This is a genomic window from Arthrobacter sp. efr-133-TYG-118 (assembly GCF_030209755.1).
In the GTDB taxonomy this organism is placed as follows: Bacteria; Actinomycetota; Actinomycetes; order Actinomycetales; family Micrococcaceae; genus Arthrobacter.
Genome location: NZ_JARVRH010000022.1, coordinates 101,815 through 120,238 on the forward strand (window position 1 = coordinate 101,815; position 18,424 = coordinate 120,238).

General features: G+C 64.5%; 16 protein-coding genes. 7 read left to right on the top strand and 9 right to left on the bottom strand.

The window, feature by feature from the left end; genetic code table 11:
- Positions 1-47: 47 nt before the first annotated feature.
- A complete protein-coding gene (gene mtrB / locus QRN59_RS17430; RefSeq protein WP_502871072.1) occupies positions 48-2,048 on the bottom strand; it encodes an MtrAB system histidine kinase MtrB in 2,001 nt (666 codons plus the stop codon).
- Positions 2,020-2,694, bottom strand: a complete 675-nt coding sequence (mtrA, locus tag QRN59_RS17435) for an MtrAB system response regulator MtrA (RefSeq protein ID WP_059387541.1) — start codon at positions 2,692-2,694, stop codon at positions 2,020-2,022. The genes mtrB and mtrA overlap by 29 nt, the downstream gene beginning before the upstream one ends.
- Before the next feature lie 176 nt (positions 2,695-2,870).
- Here mtrA and QRN59_RS17440 point away from each other — a divergent pair, with 176 nt between their 5' ends.
- The 6 genes from QRN59_RS17440 (at position 2,871) to QRN59_RS17465 (ending at position 9,165) form a co-directional block, all read left to right on the top strand.
- Positions 2,871-4,136 carry a DUF7847 domain-containing protein gene (locus QRN59_RS17440; RefSeq protein ID WP_284983735.1) on the top strand — a complete coding sequence of 422 codons (1,266 nt, stop codon included), beginning with the start codon at positions 2,871-2,873 and terminating at the stop codon, positions 4,134-4,136.
- Positions 4,133-4,819, top strand: a complete 687-nt coding sequence (locus QRN59_RS17445; protein ID WP_284983736.1) for a DUF4129 domain-containing protein — start codon at positions 4,133-4,135, stop codon at positions 4,817-4,819. The genes QRN59_RS17440 and QRN59_RS17445 overlap by 4 nt, the downstream gene beginning before the upstream one ends.
- 80 nt (positions 4,820-4,899) lie before the next feature.
- Positions 4,900-6,006, top strand: coding sequence for a DUF4350 domain-containing protein (locus QRN59_RS17450; protein ID WP_284983737.1), 1,107 nt, complete (start codon positions 4,900-4,902; stop codon positions 6,004-6,006).
- Complete coding sequence (locus tag QRN59_RS17455) at positions 6,003-7,046, top strand: AAA family ATPase (RefSeq protein ID WP_284983738.1); 1,044 nt, start codon at positions 6,003-6,005, stop codon at positions 7,044-7,046. Before QRN59_RS17450 ends, QRN59_RS17455 begins: the two co-directional genes overlap by 4 nt.
- A 38-nt stretch (positions 7,047-7,084) precedes the next feature.
- Positions 7,085-8,377 carry a DUF58 domain-containing protein gene (locus QRN59_RS17460; RefSeq protein ID WP_284983739.1) on the top strand — a complete coding sequence of 431 codons (1,293 nt, stop codon included), beginning with the start codon at positions 7,085-7,087 and terminating at the stop codon, positions 8,375-8,377.
- Positions 8,378-8,430: 53 nt separating this feature from the next.
- Complete coding sequence (locus QRN59_RS17465) at positions 8,431-9,165, top strand: DUF4166 domain-containing protein (protein WP_284983740.1); 735 nt, start codon at positions 8,431-8,433, stop codon at positions 9,163-9,165.
- An 18-nt stretch (positions 9,166-9,183) separates the two neighbouring features.
- Here the strand turns inward: QRN59_RS17465 and QRN59_RS17470 are convergent, their stop codons facing one another.
- Positions 9,184-10,221 (bottom strand): uroporphyrinogen decarboxylase/cobalamine-independent methonine synthase family protein, encoded by a 1,038-nt coding sequence (locus QRN59_RS17470; protein ID WP_284983741.1) that lies wholly within the window; start codon positions 10,219-10,221, stop codon positions 9,184-9,186.
- A 4-nt stretch (positions 10,222-10,225) separates the two neighbouring features.
- A complete protein-coding gene (locus QRN59_RS17475) occupies positions 10,226-10,612 on the bottom strand; it encodes a chorismate mutase (protein WP_236811919.1) in 387 nt (128 codons plus the stop codon).
- Positions 10,613-10,690: 78 nt separating this feature from the next.
- Here QRN59_RS17475 and QRN59_RS17480 point away from each other — a divergent pair, with 78 nt between their 5' ends.
- A complete protein-coding gene (locus tag QRN59_RS17480; protein WP_350225242.1) occupies positions 10,691-11,350 on the top strand; it encodes an NADPH-dependent F420 reductase in 660 nt (219 codons plus the stop codon).
- 81 nt (positions 11,351-11,431) lie between these two features.
- Here the strand turns inward: QRN59_RS17480 and QRN59_RS17485 are convergent, their stop codons facing one another.
- From QRN59_RS17485 to mnmA, 5 genes are all read right to left on the bottom strand, one after another.
- Positions 11,432-13,141 (bottom strand): ABC transporter ATP-binding protein, encoded by a 1,710-nt coding sequence (locus tag QRN59_RS17485; RefSeq protein WP_284983742.1) that lies wholly within the window; start codon positions 13,139-13,141, stop codon positions 11,432-11,434.
- Complete coding sequence (locus QRN59_RS17490) at positions 13,138-14,187, bottom strand: ABC transporter permease (protein WP_284983743.1); 1,050 nt, start codon at positions 14,185-14,187, stop codon at positions 13,138-13,140. Before QRN59_RS17490 ends, QRN59_RS17485 begins: the two co-directional genes overlap by 4 nt.
- Before the next feature lies 1 nt (position 14,188).
- On the bottom strand, positions 14,189-15,277 hold the full coding sequence (locus QRN59_RS17495; protein ID WP_284983744.1) for an ABC transporter permease: 1,089 nt from the start codon (positions 15,275-15,277) through the stop codon (positions 14,189-14,191).
- A gap of 114 nt (positions 15,278-15,391) precedes the next feature.
- A complete protein-coding gene (locus tag QRN59_RS17500; protein WP_284983745.1) occupies positions 15,392-17,020 on the bottom strand; it encodes an ABC transporter substrate-binding protein in 1,629 nt (542 codons plus the stop codon).
- 258 nt (positions 17,021-17,278) lie between these two features.
- Positions 17,279-18,400, bottom strand: coding sequence for a tRNA 2-thiouridine(34) synthase MnmA (mnmA, locus tag QRN59_RS17505; protein WP_502871074.1), 1,122 nt, complete (start codon positions 18,398-18,400; stop codon positions 17,279-17,281).
- Positions 18,401-18,424 lie beyond the last annotated feature (24 nt).

Below are 18,424 nucleotides of genomic sequence, written 5' to 3' on the forward strand. Positions count from 1 at the left end.
GGCCCGTAAGAGGTACGGGCGCCGGGACGGGTACGGGCGTCGGGAACTCAAGGTGCCGTCCCCCCCTGGGCTGTGCCGGCGTCGTCGTTGCCCGCCGGAGGCAGTACAGGAGGCAGTACGGCGGGCAGTGCAGGAGGCAGTGCCGGACCATTCTCCGGCCCCGGGTCCGCAGCGGAATCCCGCTCGGGGGGCGGGTCGCCCGCATCCAAAACGAGCATCTGGCGCTCAGGAGCGGCTCCCGGCAAATGGATATCTGCAGGTTCCAGCTGCAACGGTGATTTCACGATGGTGCCTCCCTTCTTGAGAGGCAGGGTCAACCGGAAGTTGGAACCGGATCCCTTGCGCCCCCAAGCCTGCAACCAACCGTTGTGGAGCTTGGTGTCCTCCGCGGCGATGGAAAGTCCCAGTCCGCTGCCGCCCGTGGTCCGCGCACGTGCGGGATCTGCACGCCAGAAACGATCAAAGACCCGCGCGGTTTCCGCCGCGGTCATCCCTATCCCGAAGTCACGCACAGAGATCGCGACTGCTTCGTGGTTGGCCGCAACGGAAACGTGGACAGGCTTCCCCTCGCCGTGTTCGACGGCGTTGAGCAGCAGGTTCCGCAGGATGCGGTCGATCCTGCGGGCGTCCATCTCCACGATGATGCGCTTGTGGCGCGAGGTAAGGCGCACCTCGGAGCCGTACTCCGCGGCAACGGGCGAGGCGCCGTCGATGACATGCGAAACGACCTGGAAGATGTCCGTCGGCTCGGAGTCCAACACCGCGGCCCCGGCGTCGAAGCGTGAAATCTCGAGCAGGTCCGAGAGTAGTGACTGGAAACGTTCCACCTGGTTGTAAAGCAGTTCCGCGGAGCGCTTGTTGACGGGGTCGAAGTCATCGCGGGCATCGAACAACACTTCCGCTGCCATCCGAACGGTCGTGAGCGGTGTCCGCAGTTCATGGGACACATCGGAGACGAAGCGCTGCTGCATCTGGGACAACGTGGCCAGCTGCGTAATCTGTTCCTGCAGGCTCGCGGCCATGTGGTTGAAGGAGGCGCCCAGCCTGGCCACCTCGTCTTCGCCCTTGACCACCATCCTCTCCTGCAACTGGCCAGCGGCCAGCTTCTCGGAGACGACGGCGGCGTGGCTCACCGGACTCACGACGTTCCTGGTCACGTACCAGGCGATACCGCCGATCATCAGGATGAGCGCGGCGCCGCCCGCCCACAGCACATTCTGGATTTCGTCCAAGGTTTGTTGGGCGGTATCCAGGTCATAGAGGAGATAGAGCTCGTAGACCGTGCCGTTGAACGTGACCTTGTTGCCGACGGCGATGCCGGGGTGGTCCTGGTTGCCGACCGGGAACTCGGTGGAAGCCCAGTACTGGTCCTTGCCCGATTCCTGCACCGACTTGCGAAGTGCCGGAGGAATGACGCGGACCGTCAACTGATCCGAAGCGCGCGATTCAACCCAGCGGTTGCGCGGCTTGGTTTGTTCGGGCATCGCTTCGAAGACGTATCGCCGCTGGATGACCGAGCCGTTGCCCTCCACCGCTTTGAGCGTGTCATAGACGAGGGTGATGACGCTTGATTGGTCGTTGGCCTGTGAACCGTCAAAAGTGTCCTGGACTTGCTTGACGTAGTAGCGGCTCTCAGACTCGGCTTGCTTCAACCGCTCCTGGAACAGGTTGTTCGCTATTTGGTTTGAGAGGTAGGCGCCGACCACCGCAAATGACACCATCGACAACACGATCGTCACCGCGACGGTCCTGAATTCGAGGGAGCGGCGCCAACGTCGCAGCAGCGCGCGCCACAAATGCCGGATTCCTGGCCGGATATGGCGAAGTCCGGTCACCACAAGTCGGGAGACACGCAGTGCCAGGATCAGGGCGCGGCGCGTCCATATGCGGGTGCGCTCCAGGATCCACGGGAGATTCAGTGCCCGGGCGTCCGTGTGTTCCGGGACAGGATGTCCTGAAACGGGATGTTTGACCTTGGCCGCCGCCTCTTGATCAGTGCCGGGTTCGCCGGTGGAAGACTCAGGCGCCTGCTTTATATCCGACACCACGAACCGTCAATACAACTTCAGGAGCTTCCGGGTCACGCTCGATCTTGGACCGCAGGCGCTGGACATGGACATTGACCAGCCGGGTGTCGGCAGCGTGGCGGTAGCCCCACACCTGCTCAAGGAGCAGTTCACGGGTGAAGACCTGCCAGGGCTTGCGCGCCAGCGCGACCAAGAGGTCGAATTCCAGGGGCGTCAGCGAAATCCGCTCTCCGCCGCGGGTCACCAAGTGGCCCGCCACGTCGATGGTGACGTCGGCAATCCGCAGGGTCTCGGGCGCCTTCTGGTCTCCCGGGCGCAGCCGGGCGCGGACCCGGGCCACGAGCTCGGCCGGCTTGAAAGGCTTGGGCACGTAGTCGTCAGCACCGGATTCAAGGCCGCGAACGACGTCGGACGTATCCGATTTGGCGGTCAGCATGACGATGGGGACGTCCGACTCCCCGCGGATCTGGCGGCACACTTCGATGCCATCCGATCCGGGCAGCATCAGGTCAAGCAGTACCAGATCTGGTTTGGAGGAACGGAAGACCTCCAGCGCTTGCCCGCCGTCCGCGCAAAAAACCGGGTCGAAGCCGTCGTTCCGCAGCACGATGCCGATCATTTCGGCCAGCGCTTCGTCGTCGTCTACTACCAGGATGCGTGCCTTCATAGTTATATATTCCCTTATCGCCAAGCCTTTGTCCCGTTGAGCCCGATCACGGCATGGCGCGCTGCAGCCCGCAAGCAAATGGGCTATGAGGCCCGACGGCGGAACTATAGGCTGGGGCGAACGGCCCCTTTCGGGGTCCGTGCATTGCTGCGGACGCATCTTTTGGGGAGGAAAACGTGTCACAGCCCGATCCGGGGAACCAAGCTGAAGAGGGACCGCGGCCGCCGTCGGGCGCACCGCAACCAGGCGCCCAGCCCCAGTGGGGCGCCCAGCCCCAGTGGGGCGCCCAGCCGCAATGGGGCACTCCACAGTATCCGGGGCAATCGTGGGGCGCGCCGATCGATCCGCGCTGGCCGGCGGGCGGTCCGCCGCCCTATGGCCAGCCCCGCTATGTGGCTCCCCCGAAACCCGGAATCGTGCCCCTCCGGCCGCTCTTCTTCGGTGAAATCATGGACGGTGCATTCCAGACCATCCGTCGGAACGCCAAAACCATGTTCGGCTCCGCCCTTATTGTCCAGGCAATCTCCGGCGTACTGAGTGAGGTAGCCGCACTGGGCATGCTCGGGATGGTCCAACCGCCCGTAGGAGGATTCTCGAGCCAAGCCGAGGCGATGCGTTATCTTGGCCCGGTCTTTGGCGCCGTTGCCGGGATTATGGGAATCTCCTTGCTCACCATGGTGCTCGCAGCCATCCTTCAGGGCGTCATGGCCATCCCCGTCGCCAGGTCCGCGTTGAACCGGCCCACAGCGTTCAAGCAAATGTGGTCCCTGGCCCGCTCGCGTCTCTGGCCCTTGGTAGGCTTTGCCTCCCTCCTCGTTGCTGGATCATTGCTTTTCTTCCTGGTCCTGTTCTTGCTGGCCGTCCTCATTTTGACCGGATTGGGGCCGCTCGGGGTGCTTTTGCTTCTCCCGTTGGGATTCGGCGCCGCCGTCGCATACGCATGGATCTATACGAAGCTGTTGGTGGCCCCGGCCGCCATCACGATAGAAGAGCTCGGCGTCTTCGCCGGGCTCCGGCGCTCGTGGACGCTGACGAGCCGGAATTGGTGGCGGATCTTCGGAATCACGCTGCTCGTGGCCTTCATGGTGGGTATCATCGGTTCGGTCATCCAGATTCCCCTGGGCTTGGCTTCCGGTGGAATTAACTCCGTGTTCGCACCCCATGCCGGCGCCTCGCAAGTGACGACGACGGCGATTGTCCTGCGGGTGGTTTCGCTGGTCGTAGGGGTTCTCGTGAGTGCGGTCGGCTTCGCCTTCCAAACCTCCGTGGCGGCCCTGATCTACATGGACCTGAGGATGCGGCGCGACGGACTGGACGTGGAGCTCCTGCGCCTTCTGGAAACCGGGGAAGATCCCGACGGCGTTCCGGGCCGCCGCCGGGCACGGCAAGCCGGTGCGCAATCGTGGCCGCCGAACACCGCTCAGGGTTTCCCCAGAGGATGATCCCGGCATCGGCGCCCTTCGCCTTTCTTTTCGCCGCCTCCGAGCCTCCCGTCGATCCCGATCGCGGCGAGGCCCAGCGGTGGGCGGTCGAGGAACTGTCCAAGCCGCGGTATGCATCGGCCAAACCCAGTTGGCTCGCTGAGATCTGGAATCAGTTCGTCGACTGGCTCCGCTCCTTGAACGGCGATTCCATCAGCGGAGCAAATATCGGCGTGCCGCTGATCGGCGCCCTGGCCGTGGTCCTCATCGTGGTTGCCGTGATAGTTGTCAGGCCGAGGCTCAACGCGCGGAAGAAGACGTCGGCGAAGGTTTTCGACGGTGAGCCAGCAGTTGATGCCGACGCGTTCCGCGCCCGGGCATCTGCTGCGGCAAGCCGTGAGGACTGGCAAACGGCCGTCGTCGAACAGTTCCGCGCTGTGGTTCGCTCTGCCGAGGACCGGGCAGTCATTGATATCCAGGCTGGCCGGACCGCGGACGAGGCGGCCGCTCAATTGGGGCGCGCGTTCGGGGCAGCCAGTTCACGGCTTGGGGAAGCGGCCAGGATTTTCGATCGCGTGAAATACGGGAAGGCAACCGCCACCGCTTCCGACCATGCTGCCGTACTGGCACTGGACACCGGGCTATCGGCCATGAAACCTGATTACGCCGGGCAGTCCGCCAACGGTTTGGCGGTGCCGCGATGACAGCCGGCCCGAGGACAACCAGCCCAAGCAAAGCCACGCTCCGGTGGTCGGCGCAGTTGCGGGGCCGGTTGCGCCGCCATATGGCCTGGATCATCATCGGGGCCATCGTCGCGGTACTGGGCTCTGTCACCGTGGCCCAGTCCCCCGCGAACACGGACCCGGCACCCCTCTCGGCCCGCAATCCCGCCCCGGATGGTGCCATGGCCGCGGCCGAAATCCTTCGGCAGCACGGAGTCACGGTCACGGAATCCGATTCGCTCGCGACGACAACCTCGCTGCTGGCCGGGAAACCGGGCGCCACCGTCTTGTTGTATGACCGCAATGGCTATCTCGACTCCGCCCAGTTGCACAGCTTGCTGCAATCGGCCGCCCGCGTGGTGGTCGTGGCCCCCGGCCTCCGGACCCTGACCGGGCTGAGCCGCGAGATCCATAACGCCGGGGTGGTTCCCAACGGGACGTCAACGTTGGAAGCGGGGTGCGGGCAAGCGGATCCACTTGCTGCGGGGCGTGTCTCCAGCAAGGGCGCATTGCTCTACACAGGAGCCGAGGTGACCTGCTACCGGCCTAGCAGCAACGACGGCGGCATGTACGCGGCCAGCGCGGACGGTCGGCTGGTGGTTCTCGGCAGCACAGCCCTTCTCAGCAACGATCTCCTGCAAGTGGAGGGCAACGCCGCATTGGCCCTCCGGACCCTCGGGCCAACGCCGGATCTCGTCTGGTATCTCCCGGGCCTCGGCGACGTACCGAATGACGCCGGACCGCCCACGCTGAACGAATTGGCGCCACCGTGGGTTGGCTTCCTGGGATTGTGGTTGGCGGTGCTCGCGTTGCTCGCTGTGCTGTGGCGGGGCAGGCGGCTTGGTCCGCTCGTGTTCGAACCGCTGCCAGTGGTGGTCAAAGCTGTAGAGACCGCCGAAGGCCGCGCCCGTCTCTACCAGGATTCCCGCGCTGTCAGCCAGGCAGCCGATAATCTCCGGGCCGGCACGTTGACCAGGCTTGCCAAGCACTTCCGGCTCGGCCCCGAGTCCGGCGCACATGCCGTCCTCGATGCCGTGTCCCGAAAGGTCAACCGACCGGCACAGGAGCTGCGAATGCTACTGCTGGACCACCGGCCGCGCACCGAATCAGAACTGGTCCAATGGGCACAAAGCATCGAAAAACTCGAGCAGGAGGCAACAGCCGCATGAGCAATCAAGCAAACAGCTTCACCGACGGCAGCTATGGCTACTCGGGAGGCCCGGCGTCGCAGGGACAGCCAGCGCAAACTCCTCCCCGGTCCGACCCTGCCCGCAAAGCCTTGCTGGACGTCCGTCACGAAGTAGGCAAGGCCGTCGTCGGGCAGGATGCAACAGTGACGGGCATGCTCATCGCGCTGCTCTGCGGGGGCCATGTACTGCTTGAGGGTGTTCCGGGCGTTGCCAAAACCCTGCTGGTGCGTGCCTTGTCCGCGGCGCTGAGCCTGGATACGAAGCGCGTCCAGTTCACTCCGGACCTCATGCCGGGTGACGTCACCGGCTCGCTCGTCTACGACGCGCACACCTCGGAATTCACCTTCCGCGAAGGACCGGTGTTCACCAACATCATGCTGGCGGACGAGATCAACCGAACGCCGCCAAAGACCCAGGCTTCGCTGCTGGAAGCCATGGAGGAGCGCCAGGTATCCGTGGACGGACTCTCCCGGCCCTTGCCGTCGCCGTTCATTGTTGCCGCCACGCAGAATCCCGTCGAGTACGAAGGCACCTATCCGCTGCCCGAGGCCCAACTGGACCGCTTCCTCCTCAAGCTCTCCATGCCGCTGCCCGGACGTGCCGAAGAGATCGAAGTGATCCGCAGGCACTCGGAAGGTTTTGATCCGCGCAATTTGCTGGCTGCGGGAGTCAGGCCGGTGGCAGGCGTCGTCGAACTCCAAAATGCCCGCGAAGCGGTGGCCGAAGTGATAGTGGCCCCCGAGATCCTCGGCTACATTGTGGACGTCGTGCGGGCGACGCGGGCGGCGCCGTCGTTCCAGCTGGGAGTCTCCCCGCGTGGCGCCACAGCGCTGCTGAACACCTCGCGTGCCTGGGCATGGTTGTCCGGACGCAACTTCGTCACCCCCGACGACGTCAAAGCACTCTCCCTGCCGTGTTTGAGGCACCGTGTTGGGCTTCGACCCGAAGCCCAAATGGACGGTGTGCACGTGGATGATGTCCTCGGCAGCATCCTGGCTTCTGTTCCCGTGCCGCGCTGATTGCTCGCCTCATGACTCTCTACTTCAGGCGGTACTGAATGGCGATCACAGGCCGCTTTGTGCTGCTGGTTTTCGCCGCATTGGCCCCCTTGCTGCTGTTTCCCGCCTGGGGTACGGTCCTGCTCACCTCCGCCGTGCTGCTGGCGCTCGTGTTGTCCGACCTCCTGCTGGCCGCCTCGCCGGCCAAGATCGCCCTGCGGCGGAAGGATCCCGGGAATGTCACCCTGCATGCGGAAACGGAATCCGTTCTGACGCTGGAAAACGGCAACCAGCGGACCTTCCGGGGAATGGTGCGTGACGCCTGGCAGCCCTCCGCAGGGACCGTCGCCCCGGTCCAGCGCGTCGAAATCCCGGCTGGTGAGCGGCGGCGAATGTCGGTAGCGCTGAGGCCAACACGGCGCGGCGACCTGACGGCACCGCACGTCACTCTGCGTTCCTTCGGTCCGCTTGGCCTGGCTGCCAGGCAACGTACCGTAGCCCTTCCCGGCCGTCTTCGCGTCCTGCCGCCGTTCCATTCCAAGCGGCATTTGCCGTCCAAGCTGCGGAAACTGCGGGAGCTCGACGGCAAGGCGGCGGTGCAGATCCGCGGGGCCGGCACCGAGTTCGATTCCCTCCGCGATTACGTCCGGGGCGACGACGTGCGCTCCATCGACTGGCGGGCAACCGCCCGGCGCACCGCCGTCGTCGTCCGGACCTGGCGACCCGAACGGGACCGCCGCGTCGTGATCATGCTGGACACCTCGCGCACGGCTGCAGCCCGAATCGACGACGAGCCCCGCCTGGACACCGGGATGGAAGCGGCGCTCCTGCTGGCTGTTCTGGCTGAGCGAGGCGGAGACCGCGTGGACTTCTTCGCCTTCGACAGGCGCGTCCGGGGGCGCGTCGATTCAGCGGCAAAAGGCAATCTCCTCGGCTCCTTGGTCCAGGCCATGGCTCCGCTGGAGGCGGAACTCATCGAGATGGACTGGGCCCAGGTCCCGGCCCAGGTACGGGCCATATCCGCGCACCGTTCCCTCGTAGTCCTGTTGACCTCGCTCGACAGCGGCGCCCCCGAGGAGGGACTCATTCCCTTGGTGGCGCAACTCGTGCGGCAGCACGTCGTGCTGCTTGGATCGGTCCGGGACCCATTACTGGGGCGAATGAAGGAAGAACGCGCGACGGCGAGCCAGGTCTTCCGTGCCTCGGCCGCCGAACGTGCCCTGCTGGACCGTGAGGCCGTGAGCGCCCAATTGCGCCAGCTCGGCGCGGAGGTCGTCGACGCCGAGCCGTTGGAACTGCCGCCGCTCTTGGCGGACGCGTACATTCGGCTGAAGGCTGCGGGCCGCTTGTAGCCTGTGAACGCGCCGAGTCCAGAAATCAACAACCCGAAATCCGAGGAAAGCACATGAACACACCCATCTACGAGCTGGCGCTTGGCCGCAAGTTCCGGCAGTTGCAGCCTGAACTCCAGGACTATTTCTCCCTTGCCCCGGGCTCCGGATCCTACGGAATCGGCGAGGGCGTCTTCGACGTGGTCGGTTGCCGGCAAAAGTGGCTCCGCCCCCTCCTTGCCACGGTTGCAGGGGAAGAGGCCTTCTTCCCGGAGTACGGCGAGCGCGTCCCGTTCCGCATCGAAAACCATGCGCACCTTGATCCGTTCGGACGGTCCAGCCTCACGGCCAGGCGTGAAATTTTCTTTCCCGGGCACACCCGGTTGTTCCATGACACCACTGTCGCGGAGACCACCAACGACGGCGGCACCCGCCTGGTCGACTATGTGGGCCGATACCGCAGGCTTGCCACGGCATTGGATCTGGATGTCACGCCAGAGGGGCGCCTTCGCGGCGTCTCGGGTGCCTCGCGTTTGTTCCTGGGTCCGCTGAGGCTCACCTTGCCGGCTTCCCTTGACGCGAAGGCCTACGCGGAGCAGTGGTGGGATGCGGCAGAAGGCAAGCATCGGATCCAGGTGAAGGTGCTTCAGCCACACGTCGGCCTTGTCCTGGTCTATGCGGGCTCCTTCGACTACCGTTTGGCGCCCTCGCTACCGGCGACGGATGGTGCCGCCGCCGCGCGAACCGCCACCGCCGCCGTCGGGCTCCCCCGCTATGCCGAGCCGGAGCGTTGGGAACGGCGCGTCTAGGCGGGGCCGGACGGCAGGCTAGCCCAGCGCGAGCTGGTTCAGGCCGTCCGCAATCTGGGTCAAGCGGTTCAGAACCTCTTTGGCCCCCGACGGCGAGAATCCGGCCAGCCCGTCCGACGGCGTGACACGCACAGCCCCGAGGCTCGACGCCGGTAGGCCGAGTTGGCGCCACGGCCGCCAGACGGTGTCCACAAGCTCGGCGGTGCGTGGCAGGGTTGCCCGCGGATTCTCTATGGGCAAAGCGCCCGCCCACAGGCGTTTGCCCGCTTCCACCGCGGTGGCAATCTGTTCCCATTGGCGCGTGGTGAGTGCTTTGAGCGGGAGGGCGACCCCGTCGGCTCCGGAGGAGAGGATCTGCTGGATCGGGGCTTCGATTTCCGGAACGGAAACCACGGTCTCCGCCACCCCTGCGGCCCGCAGCGCGTCGATCACCAACCGCCAGGCGCCCGTGACCTCCTCGCCCGGGATGGAGCGCAGGGTGCGGTAGCCGCTCGCCGTCGGAATGGTGCCGGCCAACACGGAAGAGATGTCCGGTTCGTCGAGCTGGACAACTATCCGGGCGCCCGGCACGGCCGCCCGGACCCGGGATACGTGCTCGGCGACGCCGGCGGCCAAGGACTCCGCAATGTCCCTGCGGGCGCCGTAGTCAAGGAGGGCCCGCTCCCCGTTATGCAAGTAGAGACCCGCCGCGAGGCTCAGGGGGCCGCGCAACTGGATCTTCAGCGCCTCGGCGGAGGATTCTTCCAAACCGGCAACGTCGGCCAGGACGTTGATGTCCGTAGCGAGGGCGGATTTCGCGCGCCGCAGGTCTTTCCCCGGGCGGTCGACCAGGCGCCAGCCGTGTGGCTGCACATCGATGGCCAACTCAACCAGGAGGGATGCCGTCCGGCCGAGGGCGTCTGAGCCGACGCCACGGTCCGGAAGTTCGGCGAGAAACGGCAGGTGCGGGCTGCCCAGCTCGCCGCGGATGATCCGGGCTGCCTCGGCAGGATCCGTTCCGGGCCAAGGGCCCAATGCCGTGGCGATGACCTGGTTCTGCGCGGTTTCGACAGGCACGTGTTCAGGCCTGCGCGATGGAAGCCTGGTGGCCTTCGGCGATTGCCTCGTGGTGGCGGATGACCTCACTGATGATGAAATTCAGGAACTTCTCAGCGAAGGCAGGATCGAGGTTCGCCTCTTCGGCGAGCCGGCGGAGCCGCGCAATCTGGGCGGACTCGCGTCCCGGGTCCCCGGCAGGAAGCTTGTGCGTCGCCTTGAGGACGCCCACTTTCTGGGTGGCCTTGAAGCGTTCCGCGAGGAGGAAGACGAGGGTGGCGTCGATGTTGTCGATGCTGGAGCGGATGGAGAGCAACTCGTCCATAACGGCCTGGTCCACGCGGCCGGCGAGGGAGCTGGCGGAAGGATCGAAGGAGTCGGCGTCGGGGAGGGCGTGGTTCTGCTCGGTCATTCCTCCAGTCTAGGGTGTGCCGGCCGGCCCTTGAGGGGCAGAATGGGCATGTCCGCGCCGATGAGAAGGAGAGCACGCATGAAAATCGCAGTTCTTGGCACCGGAATGGTGGGGCACACTCTGGCCGGCAAATTGGTGGCGGTAGGCCACGAGGTCATCATGGGTTCCCGGGAGGCCGGCAATCCCAAGGGGACGGAGTGGGCGGCGCAGGCAGGTCCGGGAGCAAGCTCCGGTTCCTTCGCGCAGGCCGCAGCCATGGCCGAGATCGTGGTCAATGCAACCCCCGGCACGGTCTCGCTCGCTGCGTTGAGTGAAGCCGGGGCGGCGAACCTGGCGGGCAAGGTCCTGGTGGATGTGTCCAACCCGCTGGACTTTTCTGCCGGCTTCCCGCCGTCGCTGTCCGTGTGCAATACCGACAGCATTGCCGAAACCATCCAGCGTTCTTTCCCCAAGGCCCGTGTGGTCAAGGCCCTCAACACCTTGGAGGCGCCGTTGATGGTTGACCCGCTCAGGCTTGCCGATGGCGCCCATGACGTCTTCGTGGCGGGGAACGACGACGATGCGAAGGCCACCGTCGTCGCGCTCCTGCGGGAGTTCGGCTGGCTCCCGGAACACATCCATGACCTGGGCGGGCTCGATGTCGCCCGCGGCCTTGAAATGTGGATGCCGCTGTGGCTCCGGATCTTCATGCGCCAGCCGAAGGACAAGCTCTTCAACATCAGCATCGTGTCCGAATAGCCGCGGCCGAACGGACATGCCCGCCCTTCGCGGAGAAGGGCGGGCATGCGTGTCCTCGCGGAACGGGGCTTGCGTGGCGGGCTAGATGCCCAGCAGCGCGCGGTTCTCTTCCCGGCGTCGGGCCTGTTCTTCAGGGTCCGGCACCGGCAGCGAGGCGATGAGCTTGCGTGTGTAGTCGTGCTGGGGGTTGCCCATGATCTGGCTGCCGATCCCTTGCTCCACGAGCTGGCCCTTGTACAACACGCCCACCCAATGGGAGAGAATGTCCACGACGGCGAGGTCGTGGCTAATGAACAGCGCGGCAAAACCGAACTCTTCCTGTATGTCCTTGAACAGTTCCAGGACCTTTGCCTGCACGGAAACGTCGAGGGCCGAGGTCGGCTCGTCGGCGATCAGGAGGCGCGGGTTGAGCGCGAGCGAACGCGCCAGCGAGGCGCGTTGGCGCTGCCCGCCGGAGAGCTCGTGCGGGAAGCGTTCAGCGTACGACGCCGGCAGCTGCACCGATTCGAGCAACTGCGCCACGCGCAGGCGTGCTTGAGCCGGGCTTGGGTGGGTATGGATCAGCAGCGGTTCCGCGACGCACTCACCGATGGTCAGGTGAGGGTTGAACGAGGCGGCCGGGTCCTGGAAGACAAAGCCGATGTCCTTGCGCAGCGGCTTGAACGTGTGCTCCTTGAAGCCGAGCATTTCGTAGCCGAGGACCTTGAGGCTGCCGCCGGTTGCCCTGTTGAGGCCCGCGATGGCGCGGCCGATGGTGGACTTGCCGGAACCGGACTCGCCAACCAGGCCAAAGACCTCGTTCTCCGAGACCGTGAAGCTGACGTTGTCCACGGCCTTGAACCCTGGCTTGCCAAGGCGGCCCGGATACTCGATGGTGAGGTTCTTTGCCTCAACCAGGATCTTCCCACTTTGGTGCAACCGTTCGGTGGCCCCCTCGGACGCCGAGTTGCGGCCGAGGTGCGGCACGGCGGCCAGCAGCTTCTTGGTGTAATCCTGCTTGGGCTCGGCGAAAAGGACCCTGGCGGTGGCCTCTTCGACGACATCGCCCTGGTACATGACAACGACGCGGTCGGCCAAGTCGGCCACGACACCCATATTGTGCGTAATGAGCACGATCGAGGTGCCGTACTTGTCCCGCAAGTCCCGGAGCAACTGAAGGATCTCGGCCTGGACAGTGACGTCGAGGGCCGTCGTCGGCTCGTCCGCCACGATCAAACCCGGGTTCAAGGCGAGCGCAGCCGCGATGACGACGCGTTGCTTCTGGCCACCGGAAAGCTGGTGGGGATAGTAGTTGACGCGGGTTTCGGGATCGGGGATGCCCACCTTCCGCAGAGCTTCGGTGGCCCGCTTCTTGGCTTCCTTGGCCGAGATACGGTGTCCGTCCGAGGCATGGGCCCGGATGCCTTCGGCGATCTGCCAGCCGACCGTGAACACCGGGTTCAGGGCCGTTGACGGTTCCTGGAAGACCATGGCCACGTCGCGGCCACGGATCTTGCGGAGTTTGGACGCACTGACGCTGATGACGTTGTTGCCGTTGATCAGCACGGCACCGGAGCTGATGGCCGTTTCAGGGAGCAGGCCGAGGATGGTCTTGGCCGTGACAGTCTTGCCGGAACCCGACTCTCCTACGATCGCCAGCACTTCGCCGGCCTTGACCTCGAGGCTGACGTCCTTGACCGCGTAGACGTCGCCGCTGTCGGTGGCAAAGGTGACTTTGAGCCGTTCGATGTCCAGGACGGGCTGCCCGGATGGCAGCGGCTGGTCCGAAATGTTGCCGATATTGGTGGTCATGCCTTACCTGCTTCTGGGCTGCCTGATTCCGGTTTGGGAGCGGTGGTGGCCCCTGTGTTCGTGCCGTCGGTTCCTGCCGCGGCCTTGGAGCGGGAGGCCTTGCCTCCGGCACGCTTGCGGCCGCGTAGGCGGGGATCGTTGAGGTCGTTGATGCTTTCGCCGACCAAAGTCAGCCCCAGCACAGTGAGGACGATCGCGATGCCGGGGAAGACTCCAGTCCACCAAATGCCGGAGGACGCGTCCGCCATGGCCTTGTTGAGGTCGAAGCCCCACTCCGCGGCCGAGGACGGTTCAATGCCGAAGCCCAGGAAGCCAAGGCCGGCAAGGGTCAGGATCGCCTCGGAGGCGTTCAGGGTGAACATCAGCGGAAGCGTCCTGGTGGCGTTCTTGAAGATGTGCCGGGTGATGATCCGAACGCTGGACGCGCCCAGTACCATGGCCGACTCCACGAACGGCTCGGCCTTGAGCCTGATGGTTTCGGCCCGGATCACGCGGAAATACTGCGGAACGAACACCACGGTGATCGAGAAGGCGCAGGCGAGGATGCCGCCCCAGAAGCTCGACTGGCCACGGCTGATGACGATCGACATGACGATCGCCAGGAGCAGGGAAGGAAAGGCATAAATAGCATCGGCGATGACTACCAGCACCCGGTCCAGCCACCCACCGAAGTAACCACTGAGCAGGCCCAGCGCCACGCCGAGGAAGATGGACATCACCACGGCGACGACGATCACGGTCACGGCGGTCTGTGAACCCCACAGGACGCGGGAGAGAACGTCATAGCCGCCGACTGTGGTGCCGAGCAGGTGCTTGCTGCTGGGAGCCTCCTGGGTCGGGAACGATCCGGAAGCGTCACTCAGTTGGGAATATCCGTACGGTGCGATGAACGGCGCGAGCACCGTCGAGAGAAGGAAGATCCCGGTCAGCACAAGCCCGGTGATGAGCATGCCCCGCTGGAGGCCAACGCTCTTGTTGACGTGGGAAATGACAGGAAGTCCGGACAGGAAGGATTTCTTCCGTCCTGAAATTGTTGCAGTGCTCATGTCAGTACCTCACTCGCGGGTCGATCAGCGCGGCGACGACGTCCACGACGAAGTTGGTAAATGCGACGATGACGGCCAGCAGCACCACGATGCCCTGGACCGCGACGAAGTCCCGGGCGTTCAGGTACTGGACCAGCTGGTAGCCAAGTCCCTTCCATTCGAAGGTGGTCTCGGTGAGCACGGCTCCGCCGAGCATCAGGGCGATTTGCAAGCCCATGACGGTGATGATGGGGATGAGCGCCGGCTTGTAGGCGTGCTTCGTCACGAGTCGGAACTCGCTGACGCCGCGGGAACGGCCGGCCTCGACGTAATCCTTGCCCAGCGTTCCGATGACATTGGTCCGGACGAGGCGCAGGAAGACTCCGGCGGTTAGGAGACCCAGGGCAATAGCCGGAAGCACCGCGTGCGACACGACGTCGCCCAGAGCGGTGAGATTGCCGCTGCGCAGCGCGTCGAGCCAATAAATGCCGGTGGGAGCGGCCAGTTGGCCCATGGTCAGCTCAGTGCGGGTGGACACCCGCCCGGCCACTGGGAGCCATCCGAGCCAAACCGAGAACGTCAGCTTGAGCAGGAGTCCGGAGAAGAAGACCGGAGTGGCGTAGCAGAGGATGGCAAAGCAGCGCAGGAAGGCGTCTGTCGCCTTGTCGCGCCGTTGTGCGGCGATCATGCCCAGCGGGATGCCGACCGCGAGAGCCACGATCAGTGCGTTGATCGACAGCTCGAGGGTGGCTGCGCCGAAGGTCGACAGCATTTCGACGACGGGGCGCCGGTCCGTGATGGTGGTGCCGAAGTTACCCGTGACCAACTGGCCCAGGTATTCGAAGTACTGGATGATGATCGGCCGGTCGTAACCGGCGTCGTGGATTCGCTGCGCCAGGACATCCGGGGGAAGCCGGCCGCCCTGCGCTGCGGTGATGGGGTCTCCGATGACCCGCATGAGGAAGAAAACCAGAGTCACGAGGATGAAGATCGTGGGAATGATCAGGAAGAACCTGACCACGATGTACCTGCCGAGACCCCCGCCCGCTGATTTACTCTTGGGAGCGACCGCGTCCGGTTCGACGTCGGGCACCTCTATAAGTGTTGTCATTGCTACCTAAAGTTCATTGCCCGCGGATCGCGCGGGGTTTTGCTCAAATGAGAGGCAATCAGCAATAAGGGGAGGCAAAGCACCTGTTGGCACCCGCCTCCCCCTACCGGCTGCTTACTTTGAAATAGTTCCCAATCGGAACTTGAAGGAAGCGTCAAGCGTCTTGTCGACGCCGTTCACGCCCTTCGCCGAAATGGCAACCTGGGCACCCTGGAGCAGCGGCAAAGTGGAAATGTCCTTTGCCAGAGCGTTCTGGGCGTCCTTGATGGTGGATTCGCGAGCCGACTTGTCCGTAGTGGTCAGCTGCTTGTTGATCAGGTCGGTCACGGCCTGGTCGTTGAAGTGGTTCTTCAAGAAGCCACCGTTCGGGAAGAACGGGGTCAGGTAGTTGTCGGGGTCGCTGAAGTCAGGGAACCAACCGAACTGGAACAGCGGGTACTCGTCCGCACGGCTGGCCTTGCTGTAGGTCACCCACTCGGTGGACTGCAGGTTCACCTTGAAGAGGCCCGACTTCTCAAGCTGGTCCTTGATCATGGCGTACTCGTCGCCAGAGGACTTGCCGTAGTGGTCCGGGTTGTACTGGAGGTTCAACGTCACGACGTCCTTGACGCCGGCATCGGAAAGAACCTTCTTGGCTTTGTCCAAGCTCGGCTTTCCGTTGTCGCCATAGGCCTCCTTGAACGACTCGTTGGCGCCCAGGAATCCGCTGGGGACGTTGGAGTACAGCGGCAGGTACGTGCCCTTGTAGACCTGGTCCGCGATTGCCTGGCGGTCAACGAGGTTGGCGATCGCCTGGCGCACGGCAAGTGCCTTGGCGGGGTCGGCACCGGCTGCCTTGGCGCCGAACGGCATGGTGTTGAAGTTGAACGTGATGTAGCGGATCTCGCCGCCGGGACCAACGTTGACCTTGACCTTCGAGTCCTTCTTGAGGTCGTCGACGTCGGTGGCGCTGAGGCTTCGGTTCGCAACGTCGATGTTGCCCTGCTGGATGTCCAGCTTCATGTTGGTCGGCTCGGCGTAGTACTTGATCGTGGCGGCGTCGTTGGCCGGCTTGCCCAGGACACCCTGGTAGTCAGGGTAGGCCTTGAGGCTGATGAGCTCGTTCTTCTTGTAGCTGTCGATCGTGTACTGGCCATAGAACGCCTTGGCCTTGATGATGTCGTCATCCGAAAGCAGTTTGTCGGCTGGGAAGACCTGGTGGTCCACAATCGGCGCGGCCGGGCTGCTGAGGATCTGCGGGAACGTCTGGTCGTTGGCGAGCTTCAGCTTGAAAACGGCAGTGTTGGCGTCCGGGGTGGTGACGCTGTCCAGGTTTTCGAGCAGGCTTGCAGGACCAGCCGGGTCGTTGATCTTGAGCTGCCGGTCGAACGAAAACTTGACGTCGGTGGAGTCGAGCGCGTGGCCATTGGCCCACTTGAGTCCGGGCTTCAGCTTGACGGTGTACTCGGTAGGCGACGTGAACGACGCCGACGCGGCCAGGTCCGGAACGGGGTCGGCGCTTCCTGGCTTCGAGTTGAGGAGGAAGGAATAGACCTGGTTCATCACCATGAAGGAACCGTTGTCGTACGAACCTGCGGGATCGAGCGCAGTCACCTTATCGGTGGTGCCGTAAGCGATCGGACCGCTGGCAGCTGAGGAAGCTGAACCGCCGCCGCCCGCCGGGCCCGTGCAGGCCGTCAAAGCGAATACGGAGATGCCCGCGAACGCGATAGCGCTTCGCAAGGCTTTTTTGTTCAATGCCATCAGTGAACTTTCTGTTCGATGGATACGGCGAACCGCCGTGGGTAATTTGATCGGAGCACATACTCCTGACTCCACGATTCAACCAGAAGCTTTTTTGGTGAAACGTTTGATTTTGTGAGTTGAGACACAAAATTTACTTTTCTTTTGGCACGAAGTCGGCTACGAGGTCCGCCGCACGCTGCTCAGAACGTTGCTGAGAGGATTCAGTGAGCGCTCACAATTTACGCGCGCCTTCGCCACTTCGGCGCGTAGCCGGGTCTAGAGTTCTGCGCGCTGAAGGGACCGGGCGGCGTCGATGGTTGCCTGGCCCAGGACACGGGTGCCTTGGTACAGCACGATGGTCTGCCCGGGGGCCACGCCGCGGAGCGGATCGACAAGGGTCACCACGAGGCATTCTCGCCCGATGCCGGCGTCGTCGACGTGCCGCTCGACAAATGCCTTGGCAGGAACGGGATCGCCATGGGCGCGGACCTGGGCATAGCAGTCGAATTCGGCGCCGGTAGCCACCTCGGCGATAGGCAGGCCGGCCCAGGACACCTTGATTCCGCGGATCTCGTCGATGGCCAGCAGGGCTTCGGGCCCGACGACCACCTTGTTTTCCTTGGGCCGGATTTCCAGCACGAAGCGCGGCTTGCCGTCGGCGGCAGGGGTGCCCAGCTTGAGGCCGCGGCGCTGGCCGACGGTGAAGGCGTTGGCTCCCGGGTGCTCCCCTACCTTGGTTCCGGCCTCGTCCACGATGTCGCCCGTGGTCATGTCGATCTTCTCGGCGAGCCAGCCGGCGGTATCGCCGTCCGGGATGAAGCAGATGTCGTGGCTGTCCGGCTTGTTCGCGACGGACAGGCCGCGGCGCTCCGCCTCCGCGCGGACTTCGGCCTTGGAGGGAGTCTCTGCCAGCGGGAACATGGAGTGCTTGAGCTGTTCGTGGGTGAGAACACCGAGCACGTAGCTTTGGTCCTTGGCCCAATCGGCCGCGCGGTGGAGTTCGGGATTGCCGTCCGCGTCCTGGATGACCTTGGCGTAGTGGCCGGTGCAGACCGCGTCGAAACCCAGGGCGATGGCCTTCTCCAACAAAGCGGCGAACTTGATCCGCTCGTTGCAGCGCATGCAGGGATTGGGAGTGCGGCCCGCGGCGTACTCGTCGATGAAGTCCTGGACAACGTCTTCCTTGAAGCGCTCCGAGAAGTCCCAGACATAGTAGGGAATCCCCAGCACGTCGCAGGCGCGCCAGGCATCGCGGGAGTCTTCGATGGTGCAGCAGCCGCGGCTGCCCGTGCGCAGTGTTCCGGGCATGCGGGACAGCGCCAAGTGGACGCCAACGACGTCGTGCCCTGCCTCGACGGCGCGGGCGGCGGCAACGGCGGAGTCGACTCCGCCGCTCATGGCTGCAAGAACTCGCATGCTGGC